We start from the raw sequence: 23,888 nt of genomic DNA, 5'->3' as shown, positions 1-23,888 counted from the left end.
GATCAGCCATCATCCAGGCTCACGACTCGACGATGCTGCATCCCACCCTGCCACTGAACGCGCTGCGCGCCTTCGAGGCCGCCGCCCGCCACCAGAACTTCACCCGTGCCGCGCTGGAGCTGTGTGTCAGCCAGGCCGCGCTGAGCCACCAGATCCGTGGGCTGGAGGACCGGCTCGGCATCCGCCTGTTCCATCGCCTGCCACGCGGCGTGGCGCTCACCGACGAAGGCGCGGCGCTGTATCCGGTGCTCAACGAATCGTTCGAGCGCATCTCCGCCAGCATTGCGCGCTATACCGGCGGGCCGGCCCGTGAAGTGCTGACGCTGGGCGTGGTCGGCACCTTCGCCACCGGCTGGCTGCTGCCACGGCTGGCCGCATTCGAGGCCGCGCACCCGGACATCGAGCTGCGCCTGCAGACCCACAACAACCGCATCGACCTGGCCGGCGAAGGCCTGGACCTGGCCATCCGGTTTGGTGATGGCGATTGGCAGGGCCAGGCCTGCACGGCGATCCTCGACGCGCCGTTCGCGCCGCTGTGCGCGCCGGCACTGGCGCGGCGGCTGAAACAGCCGCGCGACCTGGGCACGCTGCCGCTGCTGCGCTCCTACCGCAGCGACGAATGGCCGCGCTGGTTGCAGGCGGCAGGAGTGAGTGGCGTGGAAGCCCGCGGGCCGGTGTTTGATTCGTCATTGACAGTGGCGATGGCCGCGGTCGGCGGCGCCGGCGTGGCGCTGCTGCCGCTGCGCATGTTCGAGCAGGAGCTGGCCGAAGGTCGCCTGCTGCAGCCGTTCAGCACCACGCTGGAGCTGGGGCGCTACTGGCTGACACGATTGCGCTCGCGCGCCGAGCGTGAACCGGCGAAGCGATTCCGCGAATGGCTGCAGGCGCAGGGATGAAACGCAGGCGACGTGGGTAGCGCCGGGCCATGCCCGGCGGCTTTTGCGATCCGTTGCGCTCGCCGGGCATGGCCCGGCGCTACCCATGGCATCAGGACTCCAGCAGTTCCATCCAGGCCGCTTCGGCCTTTTCAAGCTGCGCGGCGGCGGTTTCGCGGTCACGGCCGATCACCGCCATGCGGGTGGCATCGGCGTAGTTGGCCGGGTCGGCCAACTGGCGGTCCAGCTCGGCCAGCGCGCCTTCCAGCTCGGCTACCTTGGCCTCGGCGGCGGCCAGCTTGTGCGGGTTCACCGGCTTTTTCTGCACTACCTGCGCCACCGGCGCGGTCTTGACCACCACCGGCTCTTCCACCTGCTCCATGCGGGCCTTGGTGCCCTGTGCCTGCGGGCGGGTACGCAGCCACGCGGCGTAGGCATCCAGATCGCCGTCGAACGGCTCGACCACGCCATCAGCCACGCGCCAATAGGTATCGCAGACCAGGCCGATCAGGTGGCGGTCATGCGAGACCATCACGATCGCGCCCTCGAAGGTGGCCAGTGCTTCGGCCAGCGCTTCGCGCATTTCCAGGTCAAGGTGGTTGGTCGGTTCGTCCAGCAGCAGCACGTTCGGCTGCTGCCAGGCGATCAGTGCCAGCGCCAGGCGTGCGCGCTCGCCACCGGAGAAACCATCGACCGGCTCGAACGCGCGGTCGCCCGGGAAATTCCACTTGCCAAGGAAATCGCGGAACGACTGGTTCGGCGCATCCGGGGCGATTTCGCGGAAGTGCTCCATCGGCGACTGGCCTTCGTGCAGCGACTCCACCGTGTGCTGGGCGAAGTAGCCGATCTTCAGGTCGGGATGCGCCATGCGCTCGCCCACGATCGGTGCCAGTTCGCCCACCAGGGTTTTCACCAGGGTGGTTTTACCCGCACCGTTCGGGCCGAGCAGGCCGATGCGCTGGCCCGCTTCCAGGCCGAAGCCGACGTTGTGCAGGATCACCGCATCCTTGCCGTAACCGGCCTCGACGTGGTTCAGGCGAATCAATGAGAACGGCAGCTTGGCCGGCGGCGCGAATTCGATGCGGAACTCGCGCTCGGCACGCACCGCTTCGGTACCGGCCAGCTTGGCCAGGCGCTTCATGCGGCTCTGCGCCTGCGCGGCCTTGCTGGCCTGCGCCTTGAAGCGGTCGATGAAGCTCTGCAGGTGGGCGCGCTCGGCCTGTTCCTTCTCGTGCGCGATCTGCTGCTGGCGCAGCTGTTCGGCGCGCTGGCGCTCGAAGTCGGTGTAGCCGCCCGGGTAGAGCTTGGCGCCGCCACCGTGCAGGTGCAGGGTGTGGGTGGCCACGTTGTCGAGGAACTCGCGGTCATGCGAGATCAGCAGCAGGGTGCCCGGGTACTTCAGCAGCCACTGCTCCAGCCAATACACCGCGTCCAGATCCAGGTGGTTGGTCGGTTCGTCCAGCAGCAGCAGGTCACTGGGCATCATCAGCGCGCGGGCCAGGTTCAGGCGAACGCGCCAGCCGCCGGAGAACGAGGACACCGCGCGATGGTGGGTCTCGGCCGGGAAGCCGAGGCCATGCAGCAGCTTGCCGGCGCGCGCTTCGGCGTCGTAGGCATTGAGCTCGGCCATCTTCGTGTGGGCTTCGGCCACCGCTTCCCAGTCTTCACGGGCGGTGGCCTCGGCCTCGGCGGCCAGCACCGCGGCCACTTCGATGTCGCCGCCCAGCACGAAGCTCAGCGCCGGGTCGGGCAGCGACGGGGTTTCCTGGGCAACGCTGGCGATGCGCACCTTGCCGGGCAGATCGACATCGCCCTTGTCCGCCTCCAGCTCGCCCTTCACCGCCGCGAACAGGCTGGACTTGCCAGCACCGTTGCGGCCGACCACACCCACCCGGTAACCGGCGTGCAGGGTCAGGTCGACATTGGACAACAGCAGCCGCTCGCCGCGGCGCAAGGCGAAATTACGAAGGGAGATCATCGGGGGAGGCGTCCATATAACCGAATGGAATGTGCTGGTGAGCACTGTTCCTGCGACGCAATTCTAGCGTTAACGAATACTTGACGCGCCCCGGGATGCGCAGCGGCCGACGTTTCTCTCTCCCACGTCCTCGCCGCGCGCCTCCCGGGCCCCTCCCCGCAAGCTCCGATCCAGGCTAAATGGTTGCTTCTGCAACGTTTTTCCCGATGACCGGCATTTGACAGCCACTGAATATCCCGTTAATTCCTGCTTTGCGCACCGCAACAACCGCCGTCCGCCTCACCCCCGTGATGTCGATTCCGGTGCCGCCCCCGCCAACCGGAGCCCCATCCCGATGACCCGCAAGACCAGCCTGATCGCCGCCGCCGTCGCTGTCGCACTCGGTGGCTCTCCGTTCGTTGCCGCTGCCCAGCAGGCCGGCACCGCCGCCAACACCCTGGACACGGTGATCGTCACCGGCACCCGCGTGGCCGACCGCACGGTGGCCGAATCGCAATCGCCGATCGACATCATTACCCCCGAAGCACTGCAGTCCACCGGCACCAGCGAACTGGCCACGGCGCTGTCGCGCGCGCTGCCCTCGCTGAACTTCCCGCGCCCGGCCCTGACCGACGGCACCAGCGGCGTGCGCCCGGCGCAGCTGCGCGGCCTGTCGCCGGACCAGGTGCTGGTGCTGGTCAACGGCAAGCGCCGCCATACCTCGGCGATGATCAACGTCAACGGCAGCATCGGCCGTGGCTCGTCCGCCGTGGACATCAACGCGATTCCGATCGCCGCCATCGAGCGCGTGGAAGTGCTGCGCGACGGTGCGTCGGCACAGTACGGCTCGGACGCCATTGCCGGCGTCATCAACATCGTGCTCAAGGGCAGCGGCAGTGGCGGCAGCCTGGCGGTGGACTACGGCCAGTACTCGGCCGGTGACGGCAACAAGTACCAGCTCTCCGGCGATACCGGCGTCGAGTTCGGCAACGGCCGTGGCCGCGTGCACGTGGCCGGCCAGATCAGCCAGCAGGACGAAAGCAACCGCGCCGGCCCGTACCGCGGCACCACGCCGAACACCGGTAACTTCCCGAGCATCGGCCAGAAGACCTTCATCGTCGGCGACCCGCGCGTGGATGCGACTGCGGCATCGGCCAACGCCAGCTTCGACTTCAGCGACCACGTGACCGGCTACGCCAGCGCGCTGCTGAGCAACCGCGACATCACCTCGTTCGCGTTCTACCGCTCACGCAACCACAGCGGGCAGAGCGCGCTGCTGGCGCAGACCTACCCGGATGGCTTCGTGCCGGAGATCAACCAGTATTCCAAGGACCGCTCGCTGGTGGCCGGGGTCAAGGGCAACACCGACAACGGCTGGACCTGGGACCTGAGCCTGAACCACGGCGAGAACACCCTCGATTTCCACACCCGCAACAGCATCAACTACAGCCTCGGTGCGACCAGCCCGCGCTCGTTCTACGACGGCACGCTGAAGTACCAGCAGGACATCTTCAACGCCGACCTGACCAAGTCGCTGGACTGGGGCCTGGCCTACCCGGTCACGCTGTCCTTCGGTGGTGAGTATCGCAAGGAGAAGTGGGACCAGAAGCCGGGCGAACTGAACTCGTACACCGGCAGCGGCGCGCAGGGCTTCGGTGGCTTCACCCCGACCAATGAAGTGCATGCCGACCGCCACAACTACGCGGTCTATGCAGGCCTGGAAGCGGACCTGACCGAGAAGTTCTCGGCGGGCATCACCGGCCGCTACGAGGACTACTCAGACTTCGGCGACCGCTTCTCCGGCAAGCTGTCGGCGCGCTATGCATTCACCGACAAGGTCGCGCTGCGGGCAACCGCCTCCAGCGGCTTCCGTGCACCGTCGCTGGCGCAGCAGGGTTACCAGGCCGTCACCAGCCAGTTCCTCAATGGCGTGTTCGTCGAGCGTGGCACCTTCCCGACCACCAGCCCGGCCGCGCAGGCACTGGGCGCCTCGCCGTTGAAGGCCGAGACCTCCACCTCCTACAGCCTGGGCCTGGTGCTGCAGCCGGTGGACCGCCTGTACATCACCGTCGATGCGTACCAGATCGACATTGATGACCGCATCGCGCTCTCGTCCAGCATCACCACCAACGCCGCCACCAGCGCGCTGCTGGGCACCCTCGGCCTGCCGCAGGTGACCGCGTTCTCGTACTTCACCAACGGCCTGGATACGCGCACCCGCGGCGTCGACTTCGTCTCCAGCTACACCGTGCCGTTCAGCGCCAGCAGCCTGGAGCTGACCGCCGCCTACAGCTACAACGACACCGAAGTGCGCCGCGTCGGCGGCACCCCGGCGGTGTTTGGCACGCTGGGCCTGACCCAGTCACTGATCGGCCGAGATGAGATCGGCCGCATCGAGGACAGCTACCCGCGCGACAAGGCGATCCTGAGTGGCACCTGGCGTTCGGACCACTGGGAACTGGGCCTGGCCGCAACCCGCTACGGCAAGTTCACCGTGCGCAACTCGGCCACCGCGCTGCGCGACCAGACCTACGGCGATGCCTGGGTGGTGGATGCCTCGGCCAGCTACAAGCCGAGCAGCAACTGGACCCTGACCGTGGGCGCCGACAACCTGCTGGACAAGTACCCGGACCGCACCGAAGACCTGCAGAACTCCACCTTCGGCATGCTGCCGTACAGCAACTACTCGCCGTTCGGCTTCAACGGCGCGTATGTGTACGGGCGGATCAAGTACACCTGGTAAGGGGTAGTGCCGGCCGCTGGCCGGCAACTCCTAGCCACATCTCTCACACCCGCCGGAGTGATCCGGCGGGTGTTTTGTTATGTACTGCGGGCAAGATCAGCCGCGCGGCTGGCAATTGGACGTGCGATGTCCTTCTGCGACCACACGGACAGACTCGAGACAGTTGTCCAGACTGTCAAAATTCACACTCACGTGAAGACCAGGCAGCGACCAGCTCGCGCTGCCGAATGTTCCTTCATCACGCCAACGACTGGCGCGTTGACCCATGCGCTCTTCGAGAATGGACGGCGGATCATCGAATTGAAGACCGAATGGCAGCGGCCCAGCCCAGGCTCTTGAGTTCCCCAGTCGATCGCGGACAAAACTGATACCGATGCATACCGGATGGCTACCGGGTACGCCTCGCCTACTGTCGAAGTAAAGGATGAAGCCATGCTCGTCGGCTCTATCGACGACCTCGCTGCTCGCCTCCGCCATCAGACTCGCAAGACCAAATCCCCGGAACACCGCCTGGAAATCAGCGTCCCCGGTCGATTTCCCGAGGACAGCAAGCACCTGCTCCGCTGAGGGGTACTCCTGCATTGTCGATGCGCGGGCCAACGAGGGCATGGGAATTCCCACGCTGACATCAAAAATCCCTGGCTCGGCGGCACGTTGGATGCGCGCAGGTTGATAGGTCAAACGGATGCGGTAATCAGGCAACCACCAAGCGTCGCGCCTGCCAGCATGCAGTCTATCCCCCCACCCTGCCGCAGCCAGTTTAGCGCGCGCTGTAGTCCTGTCGTCCTCCCACTGCAGGCCAAAAGGCAGAACACCCTGATAGCGACGCATGACGTCCGGAATTCCCGAGGTGACGGCAACATTGGTGAAAACAAGCACCCTGCTCTTGCCGTGCGACGCTACAGATCGTCCATTCCAGTAATTTCGGTCGCTGAAAGAGAACAGCATGCCCAGGTCGCTCGCACGCAGAATGGCCTCATAAGGACTTCTGGCAGGACGGGCCAGTTCTGGACTTCGCTTGACGCCCAGCGACTGAAGCATCGTCGTGACGGCTGGATTAGCAGCGCTTTTACCAAAGAGGGCCATTATCGCCTGGAGGTCCATTTCGTTCATTCCTCTGGCGGCAACCCCAGGCTGACGCAACGGATTCCCCTTTCACCGTCATAGTCGACAGCAAGCTCCAGCTTTCCGAGCGTCCATGCGTCGACATTGCCGGACAAACCAAACACCTTAGGCGCCCCTAAATCGGCAGATACCTCGGACCTGACCTGGTCCCTGGACATCAGGAAGTTCAGGCCGAAAGGCATTGGCCCTTCATACCAGGTGGCCGCTTCCTTTCGCCAGCCCCAAAAGATCACGTCGGTGAGTATCCAGGGGCCATCATCGATGTCGTGATAAGGGATCTCCGAGAGCAGCCCGGCATCCTTGAATTCAAGCTGCAGTCCAGCAGCGTCATCTGCCCAGATCCGGTGACCACTGACACCCAAACGGTAGTCATCCAGATTCTGAAGCTGGATTCCGATCCTGGAAAAGATGGTTTCGAGCTCCTGCGATTCTGAATCTCTAACGATCCCAGCGATGAACTCTTCAACAGTTGGATGATTCATGAAGACTCGCTTGTCCTTTACTGAGGCGAGTAGCTACCTGCCGGATTTACGGTTGGTGATCGCCACGCTTGATCTGAACCCCCAAGGAAATGCAACGAATCGAACCATTTGGGCCGGCGAAATTAACCCCACATTCCAGGCCGCTGATACTCCACATATCCACATTGCCAGACAGCCCTATCACCATGGCATCCCCTGCATTCAGGTCCGCAAATCGGTCCCGCACATGCTTACGCGACATTGAGAAGTTCAGGCCATGGGGCAAAGGGCCAGAGTAGGCGCGATTGTTCTTCCCACATCCCCAGAACACTGCCTTCGTCAATATCCAGGGCCCGTTTTCCAAGTCGTGGTACGGGATGTCCGCCAGCAGCCCGATATCCTTGAATTCCAACTGCAGCGAACTTTCCTCATCGGTCCAAAGCCGCCTTCCAGTCAATTTCAACGGATTGCGGCCAAACTCGGCTCCGTCGACTTCCAGTTCCTGGAGTAGCCGGGACAGGGACGCCGAGCTGGTGTCCTGACCAACCGCCTGGATCACTACATCTATGTCTGGAAGATTCATCTGATTGTTCACCGACGCTGTTTGAAGAAGGCTGGCCCGCCTGCATGTTGATCCTGCATGCCTGACCCATGTGTGGGAAACAGTCGAGGGCTTACGGTTGGCGATCGCTACGACCAATCGGCAAACCCACGGAAATGCAGCGAATCGAATCATCTGGACCAGAGAAATCAACCGCAAGATCCAAGCCACTGACACACCAGACATCCACCTCACCATCAAAGCCCATTTCAACAGCATTCCCCGCATTCAACGCGGCGAGTCGCTCCCTTACATGCTCGCGCAGCATGGAAAAGTTCAGTCCACAGGGCAACGGGCCAGAGTAGGCAGGCTTCTCCTTCCTGACTTTGTTCTTCTTACTCACTCTCGCTCCCCAGAGCGCTACGCTCGTCAGTACCCAGGGCCCTTCGTCCAGGTCGTGGTAGGGAATGTCCACCAGCAGCCCGACGTCCTTGAATTCCAACTGCAGCGTATTTTCCTCGTCAGTCCAGAACCGCATTCCCGCCAACTTCAACGGATAGTGACGAAAGTCGCGCTCACCGATTTCCAGATCAAGGAGCAAGCGGGACAGGGGCGCCGAGCTTGTGTCTTGACCTATCGCCTGAATCACTACGTCAATGCCGGGAAGCTTCATGTGGTCGTTCGCCCATGCGGTCTGGAGAGAGCAGGCCCCTCTGATTGGTCAGCAGAACGGAGTAGCGGGCACATGGTGACGTGTTCCGGACTCGAGGAACCCTCCGCCAGATCGCAAACGTCAGCCCCATCGCCTGCGCCTCCCGGCCAGCCACCGGCCCTTGGATGCTGTCGCATCGACTGGAGAACCTTGTGGCACAGGGCCAGAGGCACCGCAAAGGCACCGAACCCATCCCCCTTCCCGCGCCTGTCTCGGGTGGCGTTGGTCTGGCCCCGGTTCACGGTGCAGAACAACCGGCCACCCCAAACAGGTCCGATCCCGACAGCGCCACCCTCAACCGCCCCACATACGCCAGGTCGGACGCCGACCACTGACGGCTCCGCCCACGCAACGATCCGATACGCTGGCCGGGTTTGCCGTATCTGGCCTCATCGGTGAAAATCGGGGCATCCCCCCGATTTCCTGCGAGTGCCGATGCACCATGACACCGACCTGATCAACATCGTTGCCGTTGGCCTGGGGCTCGCCTTCATCTTCGGCGCGCTGGCCAACAAGCTCCGCTTGTCCCCTCTGGTCGGTTACCTGGTTGCTGGCATCTGTGTAGGCCCGTTCACCCCCGGCTTCGTCGCCGACCAGGCGCTGGCCAACCAGCTGGCCGAGCTGGGCGTGATGCTGCTGATGTTCGGCGTCGGCCTGCACTTCTCGCTGAAGGACCTGATGGCGGTCAAGGCCATCGCCATCCCCGGTGCCATCGGCCAGATCGCGGTGGCCACCCTGCTCGGCTGGGGCGTGGCCTCGCTGATGGGCTGGCCCGCCATCCATGGCGTCATCTTCGGCTTCTCGCTGGCCACCGCCAGTACCGTGGTGCTGCTGCGGGCGATGGAGGAACGCCGCCTGCTGGAGACCATGCGCGGCAAGATCGCGGTCGGCTGGCTGATCGTGGAAGACCTGGCCTGTGTGCTGGCACTGGTGATGATGCCGGTGATGGCCGGTGTGTTCGGTCCCGACGCGGCCAAGGAATCGCATTCGCTGGGCAGCGTACTGGCCGACATCGGCTGGACCTTCGTGCAGCTGGGCCTGTTCGTGGCGGTGATGCTGGTGGTCGGCCGCCGGGTCATCCCGTGGATCCTCGAGCGCATCGCAGGTACCGGTTCGCGCGAACTGTTCACCCTGTCGGTGCTGGCGATCGCGCTGGGCGTGGCATTCGGCTCGGCGATGTTGTTCGGCGTCTCGTTCGCGCTGGGCGCGTTCTTCGCCGGCATGCTGCTCAACGAATCGGAGCTGAGCCACAAGGCCGCGCACGATTCGCTGCCACTGCGCGATGCGTTCGCGGTCCTGTTCTTTGTGTCGGTCGGCATGCTGTTCGACCCCAACATCCTCATCCAGCACCCGTGGCAGGTGCTGGCCACCGTGCTGATCATCATGTTCGGCAAGTCGGCCGCTGCGTTCTTCATCGTTCGCGCGTTCGGGCATCCGACCAGCACTGCGTTGACCATCTCGGCCAGCCTGGCGCAGATCGGTGAGTTCGCCTTCATCATCGCCGGCCTCGGCGTGGCACTGCAGATCCTGCCGAAGGAAGGCCAGTCGCTGGTACTGGCCGGTGCGCTGGTGTCGATCATGCTCAACCCGCTGGTGTTCGGCCTGCTCGACCGTTGGCAGGCCAAGCAGGAACAGTCGCCCCAGGCCGCCGAGCCCGAAGAGGCCACCGGTCCCTCGCGTGACCTGCATGACCACGCCATCGTGATTGGTTATGGCCGCGTGGGCAGCGAACTGGCCCAGGTGCTGCGCGACCGTGGCGTGCCGGTGCTGGTGATCGATGACAACAAGGAACACGTCGAGCAGGCGCACGCCAAGGGCCTGGCGGCGATCCGCGGCAGTGCCGCCGCCGACCGGGTGCTGGCCGAGGCTCATCCGGAGCGCGCCAAGATCGCGGTGCTGGCGATTCCGCAGCCGCTGGAAGCCGGTGAGGCGCTGGCCAAGCTGCGCGCGATCAACCCGGACCTGACCCTGCTGGCACGTGCGCACAGCGATGCCGAGGTGAAGCATCTGCTGGAACATGGTGCGGATGGCACGGTGATGGCCGAGCGCGAGCTGGCGTACTCGCTGGCGGAGATGGTGATGTCCACGCCGCCGTACCGGAATCTGGGGCAGCACAGCATTCCGGTGGTGTGAGGGGTGTGGGTGCGGCAGGGCTTGCAGCCCTGCACCTGCCGAGGCAACGGCAAAAGCAAAGGCTGACTATCCGTGGGATGGCGGGGTGGGTCCCCGCTGCTGTTGGTGGGTGTCGACCTTGGTCGACACAGCGACACAAAAAAATCCCCGGTCGACCCGCATCGACCGGGGATCTGGATCGCCACGTTGCCATGCCTTGGAGAGGCAGTTCCACCGTAGCGCATCGCGGTGCCGGTGGTGATCGCCTGTAGCGATGACGACCAAGCGCGTAGCTATCAGGCGCCGGCCAGGGCCTGTTCCAGGTCGGCGCGCAGGTCGCCGATGTGCTCGATGCCGATCGACAGCCGCACGGTGTCCTCGCTGACGCCAGCCTTGGCCAGTTCGGCGGCATCCAGCTGGCGATGGGTGGTGGAGGCCGGATGGGTGGCCAGCGACTTCGCATCGCCCAGGTTGACCAGGCGGGTGAACAGCTTCAGCGCATCGAGGAAACGTGCACCCGCCTCACGGCCGCCGGGCAGGCCGAAGGTCAGTATGCCCGAGCCGTGCCCCCCCAGGTAGCGCTGCGCGGCGGCGTGCTCGGGGTCGTCTGCCAGTCCCGCGTAACGCACCCAGGCGACCTTGTCGTGCGCCTTCAGGAACTGCGCGACGGCCAGTGCATTGGCGTTGATGCGTTCCATGCGCAGGGCCAGGGTCTCGATGCCCTGCAGGATCAGGAACGCATTGAACGGCGACAACGCTGCGCCGGTATTCCGCAGCGGCACCACGCGCGCGCGGCCGATATAGGCCGCCGGCCCCAGCGCTTCGGTGTAGACCACGCCGTGGTAGCTGGGGTCGGGCTGGTTGAGTCGGGCGAAACGCTTCGGCTGCGCGGCCCAGTCGAAGCGGCCGGAGTCGATGATCGCGCCGCCGAGGCTGTTGCCGTGGCCGCCCAGGTACTTGGTCAGCGAGTGCACGACGATGTCGGCACCGTGCTCGAACGGGCGCAGCAGGAACGGTGTGGCCACCGTGTTGTCCACGATCAGCGGCACGCCGGCGGCATGCGCGACCTCGGCGATGGCGGTAATGTCGGTGACGTTGCCACGCGGGTTGCCGATCGATTCGACGAACACCGCCTTGGTGCGCTCGTCGATCAGCGCGGCGAACGCGGCCGGATCGGCGGGGTCGGCGAAGCGCGCCTGGATGCCGTACTGCGGCAGCGTGTGGGCCAGCAGGTTGAGGCTGCCGCCATACAGCGCACTGGAGGCGACGATGTTGTCACCGGCCTCGGCGATGGTCTGGATCGCGTAGGTGATCGCGGCCTGCCCCGAGGCCAGTGCCAGCGCGCCGATGCCACCTTCCAGCGCGGCCAGGCGCTGCTCCAGCACGTCGGTAGTGGGGTTCATGATGCGGGTGTAGATGTTGCCGGGCACCTTCAGGTCGAACAGGTCGGCGCCGTGCTGGGTGTCATCGAAGGCATACGCCACCGTCTGGTAGATCGGCACCGCCACCGCGCGGGTAGTCGGGTCGGGACGGTAGCCGCCGTGCACGGCCAGGGTTTCCAGTTGCCACTGCGGGTCGCTCATTGCGCCAGGCTCCATCCGGGGAAACCGCCACGATAGGCCAGGCACGGCGTGGCACTGAGAGCCGCTGGCGATGACGCCAGTACCGCCGGTTATCAGGTTGGCCGCGATTCAGGCAGCCGTCATGGGCCGTTGCTAGGCTTCGCCGCCGGGCGCTCCTGTCCGGGCACGGAGGCCCTACGCGCATGCAGCCATCCCCTTGGACACCCACCGCCAACGGCACGCCGACACCGGTCCTGCTGGTGGAAGACGATCGCCGCCTGGCCGAGCTGGTCAGCGATTACCTCCACGAACATGGCTTCGCCGTGCAGCACGTCGCGCGTGGCGACCTGGCCGGTGCGGCCTGCCGCCAGCACGCACCGGAACTGGTGGTGCTGGACCTGATGCTGCCCGGCCTCGGCGGCATCGACGTGTGCCGGCAGATCCGCAGCTTCTCCGACGTGCCGATCCTGATGCTGACCGCGTGCGAGGACGACATCGAGCAGGTACTGGGCCTGGAATCCGGCGCCGACGACTATGTGCACAAGCCGATCGAACCGCGCCTGCTGCTGGCGCGCCTGCGCGCGCTGCTGCGCCGCCGCCACGGTAGCAGCAACACTGGCACGCCCTGCCGGCTGATGCATGGTGAACTGCTGATCGACCGCATGCAGCGCGAGGTGCATCTGCATGGCCAGCCGGTAGACATGGGCACCACCGAATTCGAGATCCTGTGGCTGCTGGCCAGCCAGCCGGGGCAGATCCTGTCGCGCGACCAGATCCTGCAGGCGGTGCGCGGCATCGGCTTCGACGGCCTGGACCGTAGTGTCGATGTCAGCATCGGCAAGCTGCGCCGCAAGCTGGGCGATGACGCGCGCGAACCGCGGCGGATCAAGACCGTGTGGGGCCGCGGCTACCAGTTCAACCCGTCGGCCTGGACCGCATGAAGCGGCTGTTCCTGTGGCTGTGGTTCGTCACTGGTGCCTGCTTCCTGGTGTCGGTGTTTTTCCTCAACCACATCCTGGACGGCATCTACACGCCTGTGCAGGATCGAGTGTTCGTCGAGCAGGTGCGCGGGCAGGTGTACGCCCTGCGCAGTGGCCTGGCCGGCCTGGACGCCGGTCAGCAGCGTGAGCGCCTGCAGCAGTGGCAGCCACACTACGGCATCGCGCTGACCCTGCTCGACAGTCCTCCCGCGCTCGCCCCCCAGGAACAGGCAGCCGTGAAGGCCGATGGCTTCATCGTGCGCGATCAATACCAGCAGGTCCTGCTGCCCATCGAAGGCATCGGAGGCCGCTGGCTGCACCTGCGCCTGCCTGGCGCGGTGCAGATGACGACGTACATGACAATCGCGGCATACCTCAGCATCCTGCTGCTGGTCGGCGCCAGCCTGTACGCCTGGGTGCGCCTGCTCTGGCGCGATCTTGAAGCGCTGCGCCTGCACGCCGACCGCATCGGTGCCGGTGATCTGCAAGCGCGCGCACAGGTCTCGCCGCGCTCGCAGATCCGGGTCATCGTCGAACATTCCAACCGCATGGCCGCGCGCGTAGCCGAACTGGTGCAGCGCCAACGCGACCTGACCCATGCGATCTCGCACGAACTGCGCACGCCGATCGCGCGCGTGGCCTTCGGCCTGGACCTGATGCAGGACAGCGATGACCGCGAGCGCCGCGAACGGCTGGCACAGGGCCTGCACGGCGACCTGGCCGAACTCAACCGGCTGGTCAGCGAACTACTGGCCTATGAGCGCCTGGAACATCCCAGCGAAGGCGAACCGCTACAGCGCATGGAAGCCAACGACTGGCTGCAGGCCTGCCTGGCCGATGTGCGCCGTGATGCCGAACGTGCCGGCGTGGTCCTGCGCGTGCAGCCCAGTGCATTGCCACGGGTGGATGCCGAGCCGCGCCTGCTGCAGCTGGCACTGAGCAATCTGGTGGGCAATGCGCTGCGCCACGCGCATTCGCAGGTGGAAGTCTCGCTGGTCGGTGTCGGCGGCCGCGCCTGCCTGCGCGTGGACGACGACGGCCCCGGCATCGCCGAAGCCGATCGCGAGAAGGTGATGCGTCCATTCACCCGCCTGGACGACAGCCGCAGCCGCGACACCGGCGGCTTCGGCCTAGGCCTGGCCATTGTCAGCCGCATCGCCGCCCGCCACGGTGGCGAGCTGCGCATCAGCCGCGCCACGCTGGGCGGCGCGCGCCTGGAAATGCACTGGCCGCTGGCTGCCAGCTGAACGCCCACGGGCGCGATTACAGTTGATTACAACTCCCGCACAACTGCGGAGGGATCGGTCGCCGGCGTATCGCCACGCTGGCAACCCTGCAGCACACGCCGGATGCGCGTGCTGCTTTCCTCCCATTGTCGAGAGTTTCCATGTCCCAGCTTCGCCGTTCCCCCGCCCTGCTCTGCCTGGCCCTGTCGCCGCTGTTCGCGGCCCCGATCGCCCACGCCAAGGATGACCACTGGACCTTCGAGCTCGCCGCTGGCGGTGGCGTGACGCCTCGCTACAGCGGCAGCGAGGAGTATCGTGCAACGCCTTCGCTGTCCTTCGATGTCACCTCGCCGGGGGGCTGGTTTCTGGGCACCAGTGGCATCGGCTGGGGCACGTCCATCGGCGAGCACACGCGCGTGCGTGCCTATGTCGGCGCCAGCGGCATCCGCAAGGAAAAGGACTCCCTGCTCGGTGGTTCGGACTTCCTGCGCGGCATGGGCGATATCGATACCCGTCCCCTGGTCGGCATCTCGGCTGGTTATACGCTGGGCGAAGCCGTGCTGAGCGGTTCCTGGCAGTTCACCCGCAAGGATGAGGACAAGGCCGAGAACGGCCTGGCCACCCAGCAGGTGCACTTGAACCTGACCCTGCCGCTGTTCGACCTGGCCGGTGGCGTGGTCAGCGGCAGCGTCTCCACCGACTACGGCAACCGCGGTTACATGCAGACCTGGTACGGCGTCAGTCCGGAACAGGCCGCGCGCACCGGCTTTGCCGAGCACAAGCCGAAGGCCGGCCTGGTCAGCGCCGGTCTCGGCCTGAAGTGGAGCCACCGCGTGGGCCGCAACGGCAACTGGTACATCTCGGCCGAAGGCACGCGCCTGCTCGGCGATGCCGCCGACAGCCCGATCGTGCAGAAGGCGAACCAGTTCGGCTTGATGAGCGGTTATACGCACCGCTTCTGAGTGAGCGCCGGGCATGGCCCGGCGTACTTCGCAGGAAACGGGGCGCTGCGATCAGGCAGCGCCCCGCATGATTCACGCCCTGGCGAACACCAGGTGACCGCCGTCGTTGCCGACTTCGATGGTGTCGCCGTTGACGAAGGCACCGGAGAGGATCTTCTGCGCCAGCGGATTTTCCAGCTGTGCCTGGATCGCACGCTTCAACGGACGCGCGCCATACACCGGATCGAAGCCAACGTTGCCGAGCAGGTCGAACGCTGCGTCGGACACCATCAGCTTCAAGCCACGCTCGGCCAGGCGCTTCTCCAGCCCACGCATCTGGATACGCGCGATCTGCTTGATCTGCTGCTTGTCCAGCGGGTGGAACACGACGATGTCGTCCAGGCGGTTGATGAATTCCGGGCGGAAGTGTGCCTGCACCACGCCCATCACCGCCGCCTTCATCTGCGTGTAGGCCTCCGGGCTGTCGTCGGTGCTCATGTCCTGGATCTGGTGCGAGCCCAGGTTCGAAGTCATCACGATGACGGTGTTGCGGAAGTCCACGGTGCGGCCCTGGCCATCGGTCAGGCGGCCATCGTCCAGCACCTGCAGCAGGATGTTGAACACATCCGGATGTGCCTTCTCCACTTCGTCGAGCAGGATCAGCGAATACGGGCGGCGACGCACGGCTTCGGTCAGGTAGCCGCCTTCCTCGTAGCCGACGTAGCCCGGAGGTGCACCGATCAGGCGTGCGACGCTGTGCTTCTCCATGAACTCGCTCATGTCGATGCGGATCATCGCGTCGGCACTGTCGAACAGGAACTCGGCCAGCGACTTGCACAGCTCGGTCTTGCCGACGCCGGTCGGGCCGAGGAACAGGAACGAGCCGGCCGGACGATTCGGATCGGACAGGCCGGCACGCGAGCGGCGTACCGCATCGGAGACGACCTTGATCGCCTCTTCCTGGCCGACCACACGGTTGTGCAGCACTTCTTCCATGCGCAGCAGCTTGTCGCGCTCGCCTTCGAGCATCTTGTTGACCGGGATGCCGGTCCAGCGCGAAACGACCTCGGCGATCTCCTCATCGGTCACGCGGTCCTGTACCAGCTTGAAGTCCTTGTGCTCGGCTTCCTGCGCGGCGGCCAGCTGCTTTTCCAGTTGCGGCAGCAGGCCGTACTGGATCTCGCTCATGCGCGCGAAATCCTGGCGGCGCTGCGCGGATTCCAGCTCCAGCTTGGCCTGCTCGACCTGCTCCTTGATCTTGGTTGCACCCTGCAGCGCCGCCTTCTCCGACTTCCAGATTTCATTGAGGTCGGAGAACTCGCGCTCCAGCGCATCGATGTCGTTCTCCAGATCGGCCAGGCGCTGCCGCGAGGCCTCGTCCTTTTCCTTCTTCAGCATCTCGCGCTGGATCTTCAGCTGGATCACCCGGCGTTCCAGGCGGTCCAGTTCCTCCGGCTTGGAGTCGATCTCCATGCGCAGGCGCGAGGCTGCCTCGTCCATCAGGTCGATGGCCTTGTCCGGCAGCTGGCGGTCAGTGATGTAGCGGTTGGACAACGTGGCCGCCGCCACGATGGCCGGGTCGGTGATCTCGACGCCGTGGTGCACGGCGTACTTTTCCTTCAGCCCGCGCAGGATCGCGATGGTGTCCTCCACCGTGGGTTCGCCGACGAACACCTTCTGGAAGCGGCGCTCCAGCGCAGCATCCTTTTCGATGTACTTGCGGTACTCATCCAGCGTGGTGGCGCCTACGCAGTGCAGCTCGCCACGTGCCAGTGCAGGCTTGAGCATGTTGCCGGCATCCATCGCACCGTCGGCCTTGCCGGCGCCGACCATGGTGTGCAACTCATCGATGAACAGGATGATCTGCCCTTCGCTCTTGGCCAGGTCGTTGAGCACGCCCTTCAGGCGTTCCTCGAATTCGCCACGGAACTTGGCGCCGGCAATCAGCGCGCCCATGTCCAGCGACAGCACGCGCTTGCCGCGCAGGCCCTCGGGCACTTCGTCGTTGATGATGCGCTGGGCCAGGCCTTCCACGATCGCGGTCTTGCCCACGCCGGGTTCGCCGATCAGCACCGGATTGTTCTTGGTCCGGCGCTGCAGCACCTGGATGGTGCGACGGATCTCCTCGTCACGGCCGATCACCGGGTCGAGCTTGCCGCTCTCGGCACGCGCGGTCAGGTCGATGGTGTACTTCTCCAGCGCCTGCCGCTGTTCCTCGGCATTTTCCGACTGCACGTTCTCGCCGCCGCGCAGCTTGTCGATGGCAGCCTGCAGGCGGGTCTTGTCGGCACCGGCGGCGCGCAGCGCCATGCCCAGCGTGCCGTTGTCTTCCAGCGCGGCCAGCACGAACCACTCGCTGGCAATGAAGGCATCCCCATTCTGCTGAGCCAGCTTGTCAGTGTGATTGAGCAGGCGGCCGAGGTCATTGCCCATCGAAACGTTGCCGGCCTGGCCGGACACCTTGGGCAGCGCATCCAGCGCCTCGGTCAGGCGCTCGCGCAGCACCGGCACGTTCACCCCGGCCTGGGCCAGCAACGGGCGCGTGCTGCCACCCTGCTGGTCCAGCAGCGCGCTGAACAGGTGAACCGGTTCGATGATGCTGTTGTCGCGGCCCACGGCCAGCGACTGTGCGTCTGCCAGCGCCTGCTGGAAACGCGAGGTGAGCTTGTCCATCCGCATTGCGAATCCTCATCGGTCATCAGGGCCGGCCCGCGCCGGCGATGCTGGAAAGATGCGGTTGCCCCACCCCGTTTCAAGGGTGACTGCGACTGCACCCCGAGGCCAGTCAGCCTGCGGCCAGCATGCCGGAGTGGGTGTGGTCGGCGCGTTGATCCGGATCAGTTCCGCGCGGTGGACGGGTTCAGCGGGTGATCGCGGTGCGGATCGCCCGCAGCTGCTGCTTGACCGCCCGTGCCTGCGCTGGATCCATGCGCAGCAGCGCCTTCTGGCCGATCGATCGCGACTGCAGGGTGGGATCGACGAAGCGGTAACGGCCGCGCTCATCGCGCTGCACCAGCGGCGCCTGGGCCAATTCCGGGGTCTCCAGCAGATGGTCGATCACCGCAACCAGGCGATCATTGAAATATCCGTCGGGTCGGCCCAGGTCCACATAGGCCTGCTGGATCAGCGGATAGAAGCGCTTGTAGGCGGTCGCCGTCGCCGCCGGGTCCAGCGCGGTGAATGCCTGCACATAGGGCGCATAGCGTGCCCCGTTGCTGGCAGCGATCCGCTCGCCGCCCTCAGCGGGCTCGACCTGCAGACTGCCCGGCAGCGGCCGTGCGGCAAGCGCAGTGGGCGGCACGCTGGGCTTGTCCAGGTTGTCGACCTGGGTGACCAGGCGCTGGATCAGGTGATCGCGCAGCAGCAGGGTCAGCGGGCCCTCGCCCTGGAACAGCTGGCTCAATGCGCCCCAGGCCGCGGTATCGCTGTCGGCCAGTTTCGGCAGCGCGGGATCGGCGGCGGCTTCGGCGTCCAGCGGATGCTTGATCGACGGTGGCGCTGGCACGGGTTCCGCGGCCGCCTGCGGTTGTGGCGGTGCGCTGGTACTGGCGGGGGGTGATTGCACCGGCACCGAGACACCGTCTGCCAGGCTCTTCAGCTGATCGCGGAACAACCAACCGCCCGCGCCACCGATCACCACCACACCCAACACCCAGGGCCATACCGCCTTTCCACTCTGCATGATGCAGCACCTCGTTTCACACGCATGGAGAGGGTGTGACCCCACCGATTCCAGCGGGTTCCCCACCTGTTCCGCTGCCGTTCGGGTTCGGGCCTGCAGCAGAGCCGCGCTCACGCCTGCTTTGCACGCCACGCGCGACGCTGCGGGTCTTGTCCTGTGGAGGCACTGCCATGCAGTACGCGCTGTATTACTGGACCGGCATCCAGGGCCGTGGCGAGTTCGTGCGCCTGGCGCTGGAAGATGCCGGCGCCGATTACATCGACATGGCGCGGGTGCACGGCGATGCAGTGATGCAGCCGTTCCTCGACGGTGGCAGCGAAAATGCACAACCCTTCGCACCGCCGTTCCTGAAGGCCGGGCGACAGGTCATCGCGCAGGTCGCGGCCATCCTGGATTTTCTCGGCCCGACGTTGGACCTGGTGCCGCAAGCGGCCTCGCGGCGGATGCAGGCACTGCAGTTGCAGCTGACCATCGCCGACCTGGTGGCAGAGGTACATGACACCCACCATCCGATCGCCGCATCGAAGTACTACGAAGAGCAGAAGACCGAAGCCAAGGCCCGGGCCACGTCGCTGCGCGGCGAACGGTTGCCGAAGTTCCTTGGTTACTTCGAACAGGTGCTGGCCGCCAACGGAGGCCGACATGCATTGCGCGAGCATTCCTATGTGGATCTGTCGCTGTTCCAGCTGCTGAGCGGGCTGGACTACATGTTCCCGCGCCGCATGCAGGCACTGGCGCCGACCCTGCCCCTGCTGCGTGCGCTGCAGGAGCGGGTGGCGAAGCGGCCGAACATCGCCGCCTACCTGGGCTCGGAACGGCGGCTGGCGTTCAACACGAATGGCATTTTCCGCCATTACCCGGAGCTGGACGCCGAACGGTAGCGCCGGGCCATGCCCGGCGTCCCCCGGTCAATGATCGGTGCCTTCACCCAGCGGCTTCACCGGCTGCTTCTGCAACGACAGCAACCCCAGCAGTACCGCCAGTGCCACATACGCGCCTGCGAACTGCCAGCTGATGATGCGCGCCAGGCCTTCCAGATCCCACGGCAGGTAGATGCCACCGCGCGGGTCCACCGAGTGGATCAGGCCGAACAGGGTCAGCACCGCCGCCACCAGCAGGAAACCGCAGGCGCGGCGCAGGCGGCCATCGACCATCGCCGCCACCGCCGAGATCCACAGCATCGAGGTGATGATGAAGCCATTGCCAAGGGTGAAGATCACCGCCAGCTCGGGCAGGCCGTGGCCGTCGAGCTTGGTCAGCAGCTGTGGCAGCTGGTCCGGGGCGATCCAGCCGGGTGCCTTGATCGCCAGCAGGTAGGCCACCGACGGCAGGAAACCGAACACCATCGCACCGGTGTGGTGACGTGGCGTGGCCTGGAAGGCCTGCGTGGTGATGTCGATGGCCACGTACACGATGATCGGTGCCAGCACCGCCAGTGGCAGCCACTGCACCAGCCCGGAAATGATGCCGAGCATGCCGCCTATGCCGACGAACAGGCCGGTCAGCAGCGTATAGCCGCTGCGTGCGCCCATGTGCTTGTAGGCCGGCTGGCCGATGTACGGCGTGGTCTGCGCAACGCCGCCGCAGACACCGGCCACCAGCGTCGCCACCGCTTCCACCAGCAGGATGTCACGGGTGCGATAGTCATCGCCGGCCGCACGTGCGCTCTCGGAGACGTTGATGCCACCGACCACCATCAGCAGGCCGAACGGCAGCAGCAACGGCAGGTAGGTCATCGCCGTGGGCAGGCCTTCAAGGAAGCCCAGCGTCGGCAGCGGCAGCACCACCTGCGGTGGCACCCATTCCGGCACATGGAAGCCCGGTGCACCCAGTCCGGCCACGCCCAGGCCGTAATACAGCACGGTGCCGAACACGAAGGCCAGCAGCACGCCGGGGCCACGCACCGGCAGCTTGCCCTTGGCGATCAGCACATACAGCAGCAGGCCCAGCGTGGTGAAGCCGACCAGCGGCGAGCGCAGCGTTTCCAGCAGTGGCAGCAGGCCCATCAGCACCAGCGCGATGCCGGCAATGGAACCCAGCAGCGCCGCACGTGGCAGCGCGCGGGTGACCGCTTCGCCGAAGAACGACAGCACGAACTTGAGCACGCCCATGATGACCAGCGCGGCCATGCCCAGCTGCCAGGTGGCGATGCCCGCTGCGTGCGGGTCCATGCCCTGCTGCTTGAAGGCGAGGAAGGCCGGGCCGAGCACCAGCAGCGCCATGCCGATGCTGGTCGGCGCATCCAGGCCCAGCGGCATGGCGGTGACATCGTCGCGGCCGGTACGTGCGGCCAGCCGGCGCGCCATCAGGGTGTACAGCAGGTTGCCGACCAGCACGCCGAAGGCCGTGCCGGGGAACATACGGCCGAACACCACATCGGCGGGGAACTGGAAGATCCCGACCAGGGCCATGGCGATGAAGCCGAGGATGGAGAGGTTGTCGACGACCAGGCCGAAGAAGCCGTTGAAGTCGCCGGAGACGAACCAGCGACGCGGTGCGGCGGAAGCGGGAGCGGACATGGAAGGGGCGGTGGGGGTGGGGACCGCCGATGGTAGGCCCAGCGGGGCCCGGGCGCCAATTCCGCGGTGGAATGATGGGTTCCAGCCAACGGCGGGGCCCCTCGTGGCTGGGCGCGGGTAGAGTCGACTGTTAGTCGAATGGCATTGCGAGTTGGGCCGGTCGGGATGGGCTGCGCAGGACACGCCGTAAACCCGTCCCTGGGGGCTCGATGGCGCCATCCATGGCGCCAACGGTCCTGCGCAGCCCATCCCGACCGGCCCCTGACAACTCCCTGCGCGTGCCAGCCACGGAAAGGAATCAAAAGATCAAAAGCAAAAGCGGGTCGCTTCGCTCTGAGCCGAGCATGGCTCGGCTCTACACGAACAATTCGATCATTTCCAGGTTATCCACGCATGGCGTGGATCTACCGACAGATCGCAGGAAACTGTCGAAGGCGGGGTAGGTCCGGTTGCGGGGGCGTGAGCGCCATGGATGGCGCGATCGAGCTTACATGGACGTACTTGCAGCGTCCCCCGCAACCGGACCCACCCCGCCATCCCTCAGGAAACCCGCTTCTGCTCTGGCTCTGGCTCGTAGCGGGTGCAGGGCGCAGCCCTGCATCGACCACCTCCTACTTCTTCAGGAAGTTGTCCACCAGCAGATGCTTCACGTCGTCGAAGCGGCCGTTCAACACCGCCTTGGCCGCATACAGCGCGGTACCGGCCACCTGCTTGGCTTCGATCTGTGGCGGCATCACCAACTCTGCGCGGCTGGTGTGCACGTCCAGCAGTGCCGGGCCGCGCTGGACCAGGAAATCCTGCACCGCTTCCTCCAGATCCTCGCTGCGGGTCACGGTGCGGCCGTGGAAGCCGATCACCTCGGCCAGGCGACCGAAGTCCGGGTTCTTCAGGTCGGTGTAGTTGTCCAGCAGGCCTTCCACCTTCTGCTCCAGCTCGACGAAGTTCAGCGAGCCATTGTTGAACACCACCACTTTGATCGGCAGGTTTTCCTGCACTGCCGTCAGCAGGTCGCCCAGCAGCATTGCCAGGCCTCCGTCGCCGGACAGCGATATCACCTGGCGGCCCGGGAACGCCTTCTGCAGGCCCAGCGCCTGCGGCATCGCGTTGGCCATCGTGCCGTGCAGCAGGCTGGTCAGCGTGCGGCGGCGGCCATTCACCCGGATATGCCGCAGCACCCAGACCATCGGCGAGCCGCCGTCGGCGGTGAACAGCGCATCGTCGGTCGCATACTTCGACAACAACGCGGTCAGGTGCTGCGGGTGGATCAGCTCGCCTTCACCCGGCTGTTCTTCCTGTTCGCGCTTCTTCAGCGCCTTGTCGCGACGCTCGATGCACTCGTCCAGGAAACTGCTGTCCTCGCGCGGCGGCAGCATCGGCAGCAAGGCATCCAGCGTCGGCGCGATATCACCGACCACGCCCAGGTTCACCGGGTGGCGGCGACCCAGATGACTGCCATCGCGGTCGACCTGGATGATCGTGGCCTTGTCCGGGTAGAACTGGCCCCAGGCGAAGTCGGCGCCGAGCAGCAGCAGCGTGTCGCACGCCATCAATGTGTGGAAGCCGGACTCGATGCCGAAGATGCCGGTCATGCCCATGTTGTACGGGTTGTCCGGCTCGACGAAGTCCTTGGCGCGCGAGGTGTGCGCGATCGGCGCCTGCAGGCGTCGGGCCAGTTCCAGCAACTGCGCGTGCGCGCCCTGGCAACCGGCACCCGCGTAGATGCCGATGCGCCTGCCCTGCCCCAGCAGTTCGGCGATACGCTGAAGTTCGGCGTCGGAAGGACGCAATACCGGCTGGGTGTAGTGCACCGAGAACGGCACATCGTGCTTGACCTCGGCCTGGCTGATATCGGCCGGAAGGATCACCACCGCCACGCCGCGGCGGCTGATCGCCGCCTGGCAGGCCAACGTGACCACGCGGCGTGCCTGTTCGGCGCTGTGCACCTGCTCGCAGAACACCGAACAACTGGCGTACACCGCCTTGAAGTCCACTTCCTGCGGGAATTCCATGCCCAGCTCGCCGGTCACCACCTGGCTGGCGATCAGCACCATCGGCGCACGATTGCGGTTGCTCTCGAACACACCGTTGATGAAGTGCAGGCTGCCGGGGCCGCAGGAGCCGGCGCAGGCGGTCAGTTCGCCGCTCACCAGCGAATCGGCGCCGGCAGCGAACGCTGCCACTTCTTCATGGCGCACGTGCACCCAGGCGATCTCGCTGCCATGCATCGCATCGGTCACATGGTTGAGCGTATCGCCCACGATGCCATAGCAACGGCGGACACCGGCCTGCTGCAGGGCGTCCACCACGATTTCGGCCACGCGTTTGCTCATCGGATACATCCTCGAACGGGGGAACGTCCGAGGCTAGACCCGTAGAAGTGATGCCTCCGCAAAAAAGGGGACGGAGGGGATTAAGTCGCTTGCGGCACAAACGACTTAATCCCCTCCGTCCC

At 65.7% G+C, this 23,888-nt stretch carries 17 protein-coding genes; 7 read left to right on the top strand and 10 right to left on the bottom strand.

Going from position 1 to position 23,888, the window contains the following annotated elements:
* The first annotated feature begins 32 nt into the window (after window positions 1-32).
* On the top strand, window positions 33-896 hold the full coding sequence (gene ampR, locus G5A07_RS02115) for a LysR family transcriptional regulator AmpR (protein WP_010481573.1): 864 nt from the start codon (window positions 33-35) through the stop codon (window positions 894-896).
* Window positions 897-987: 91 nt separating this feature from the next.
* On the opposite strand, the gene G5A07_RS02110 is transcribed toward ampR, so the two are convergent.
* On the bottom strand, window positions 988-2,853 hold the full coding sequence (locus G5A07_RS02110) for an ABC-F family ATP-binding cassette domain-containing protein (protein WP_043400521.1): 1,866 nt from the start codon (window positions 2,851-2,853) through the stop codon (window positions 988-990).
* 334 nt (window positions 2,854-3,187) lie between these two features.
* Between G5A07_RS02110 and G5A07_RS02105 the strand changes: the two genes are divergently transcribed.
* Window positions 3,188-5,575, top strand: coding sequence for a TonB-dependent receptor (locus G5A07_RS02105; RefSeq protein ID WP_191862562.1), 2,388 nt, complete (start codon window positions 3,188-3,190; stop codon window positions 5,573-5,575).
* 96 nt (window positions 5,576-5,671) lie between these two features.
* On the opposite strand, the gene G5A07_RS02100 is transcribed toward G5A07_RS02105, so the two are convergent.
* The 4 genes from G5A07_RS02100 to G5A07_RS02085 form a co-directional block, all read right to left on the bottom strand.
* On the bottom strand, window positions 5,672-6,679 hold the full coding sequence (locus G5A07_RS02100; protein ID WP_191862560.1) for a hypothetical protein: 1,008 nt from the start codon (window positions 6,677-6,679) through the stop codon (window positions 5,672-5,674).
* A gap of 5 nt (window positions 6,680-6,684) precedes the next feature.
* Entirely contained in the window at window positions 6,685-7,182 is a 498-nt protein-coding gene (locus tag G5A07_RS02095; RefSeq protein ID WP_171955102.1) for a hypothetical protein, read from the bottom strand.
* Window positions 7,183-7,228: 46 nt separating this feature from the next.
* Window positions 7,229-7,756 (bottom strand): hypothetical protein, encoded by a 528-nt coding sequence (locus G5A07_RS02090; protein ID WP_262405807.1) that lies wholly within the window; start codon window positions 7,754-7,756, stop codon window positions 7,229-7,231.
* Between the two features lie 79 nt (window positions 7,757-7,835).
* On the bottom strand, window positions 7,836-8,375 hold the full coding sequence (locus tag G5A07_RS02085; protein ID WP_191862558.1) for a hypothetical protein: 540 nt from the start codon (window positions 8,373-8,375) through the stop codon (window positions 7,836-7,838).
* A 474-nt stretch (window positions 8,376-8,849) separates the two neighbouring features.
* Between G5A07_RS02085 and ybaL the strand changes: the two genes are divergently transcribed.
* On the top strand, window positions 8,850-10,547 hold the full coding sequence (gene ybaL, locus G5A07_RS02080) for a YbaL family putative K(+) efflux transporter (protein ID WP_191862556.1): 1,698 nt from the start codon (window positions 8,850-8,852) through the stop codon (window positions 10,545-10,547).
* A gap of 275 nt (window positions 10,548-10,822) precedes the next feature.
* Here ybaL and G5A07_RS02075 read toward each other — a convergent pair whose 3' ends face one another.
* Window positions 10,823-12,109 carry an aminotransferase class V-fold PLP-dependent enzyme gene (locus G5A07_RS02075; RefSeq protein WP_191862554.1) on the bottom strand — a complete coding sequence of 429 codons (1,287 nt, stop codon included), beginning with the start codon at window positions 12,107-12,109 and terminating at the stop codon, window positions 10,823-10,825.
* Window positions 12,110-12,291: 182 nt separating this feature from the next.
* Between G5A07_RS02075 and G5A07_RS02070 the strand changes: the two genes are divergently transcribed.
* The 3 genes from G5A07_RS02070 to G5A07_RS02060 all read left to right on the top strand — a co-directional run bounded on the left by G5A07_RS02070 (window position 12,292) and on the right by G5A07_RS02060 (window position 15,256).
* Window positions 12,292-13,029: a response regulator transcription factor gene (locus G5A07_RS02070; protein WP_043400508.1), complete on the top strand. Its 738-nt coding sequence runs from the start codon at window positions 12,292-12,294 to the stop codon at window positions 13,027-13,029.
* A complete protein-coding gene (locus G5A07_RS02065) occupies window positions 13,026-14,315 on the top strand; it encodes an ATP-binding protein (RefSeq protein ID WP_191862553.1) in 1,290 nt (429 codons plus the stop codon). Before G5A07_RS02070 ends, G5A07_RS02065 begins: the two co-directional genes overlap by 4 nt.
* A gap of 140 nt (window positions 14,316-14,455) precedes the next feature.
* Window positions 14,456-15,256 carry a MipA/OmpV family protein gene (locus tag G5A07_RS02060; RefSeq protein WP_171955099.1) on the top strand — a complete coding sequence of 267 codons (801 nt, stop codon included), beginning with the start codon at window positions 14,456-14,458 and terminating at the stop codon, window positions 15,254-15,256.
* Window positions 15,257-15,328: 72 nt separating this feature from the next.
* Here G5A07_RS02060 and clpB read toward each other — a convergent pair whose 3' ends face one another.
* Together clpB and G5A07_RS02050 are read right to left on the bottom strand one after the other, a co-directional pair.
* Complete coding sequence (clpB, locus tag G5A07_RS02055; RefSeq protein ID WP_191862551.1) at window positions 15,329-17,914, bottom strand: ATP-dependent chaperone ClpB; 2,586 nt, start codon at window positions 17,912-17,914, stop codon at window positions 15,329-15,331.
* A gap of 181 nt (window positions 17,915-18,095) precedes the next feature.
* Window positions 18,096-18,917 (bottom strand): DUF3014 domain-containing protein, encoded by an 822-nt coding sequence (locus G5A07_RS02050; protein ID WP_191862549.1) that lies wholly within the window; start codon window positions 18,915-18,917, stop codon window positions 18,096-18,098.
* 170 nt (window positions 18,918-19,087) lie between these two features.
* Here G5A07_RS02050 and G5A07_RS02045 point away from each other — a divergent pair, with 170 nt between their 5' ends.
* Window positions 19,088-19,798, top strand: coding sequence for a glutathione S-transferase (locus G5A07_RS02045; RefSeq protein WP_191862547.1), 711 nt, complete (start codon window positions 19,088-19,090; stop codon window positions 19,796-19,798).
* 27 nt (window positions 19,799-19,825) lie between these two features.
* Here the strand turns inward: G5A07_RS02045 and G5A07_RS02040 are convergent, their stop codons facing one another.
* On the bottom strand, window positions 19,826-21,436 hold the full coding sequence (locus G5A07_RS02040) for a membrane protein (RefSeq protein WP_010481556.1): 1,611 nt from the start codon (window positions 21,434-21,436) through the stop codon (window positions 19,826-19,828).
* 611 nt (window positions 21,437-22,047) lie between these two features.
* Window positions 22,048-23,766, bottom strand: coding sequence for a thiamine pyrophosphate-dependent enzyme (locus G5A07_RS02035; protein ID WP_191862546.1), 1,719 nt, complete (start codon window positions 23,764-23,766; stop codon window positions 22,048-22,050).
* Window positions 23,767-23,888: the final 122 nt, after the last annotated feature.

The sequence above is a fragment of the Stenotrophomonas sp. AS012628 genome, assembly GCF_010608305.1.
GTDB classification, from domain to species: domain Bacteria; phylum Pseudomonadota; class Gammaproteobacteria; order Xanthomonadales; family Xanthomonadaceae; genus Stenotrophomonas; species Stenotrophomonas geniculata.
This window is presented reverse-complemented; position numbering and strand designations above follow the sequence as displayed.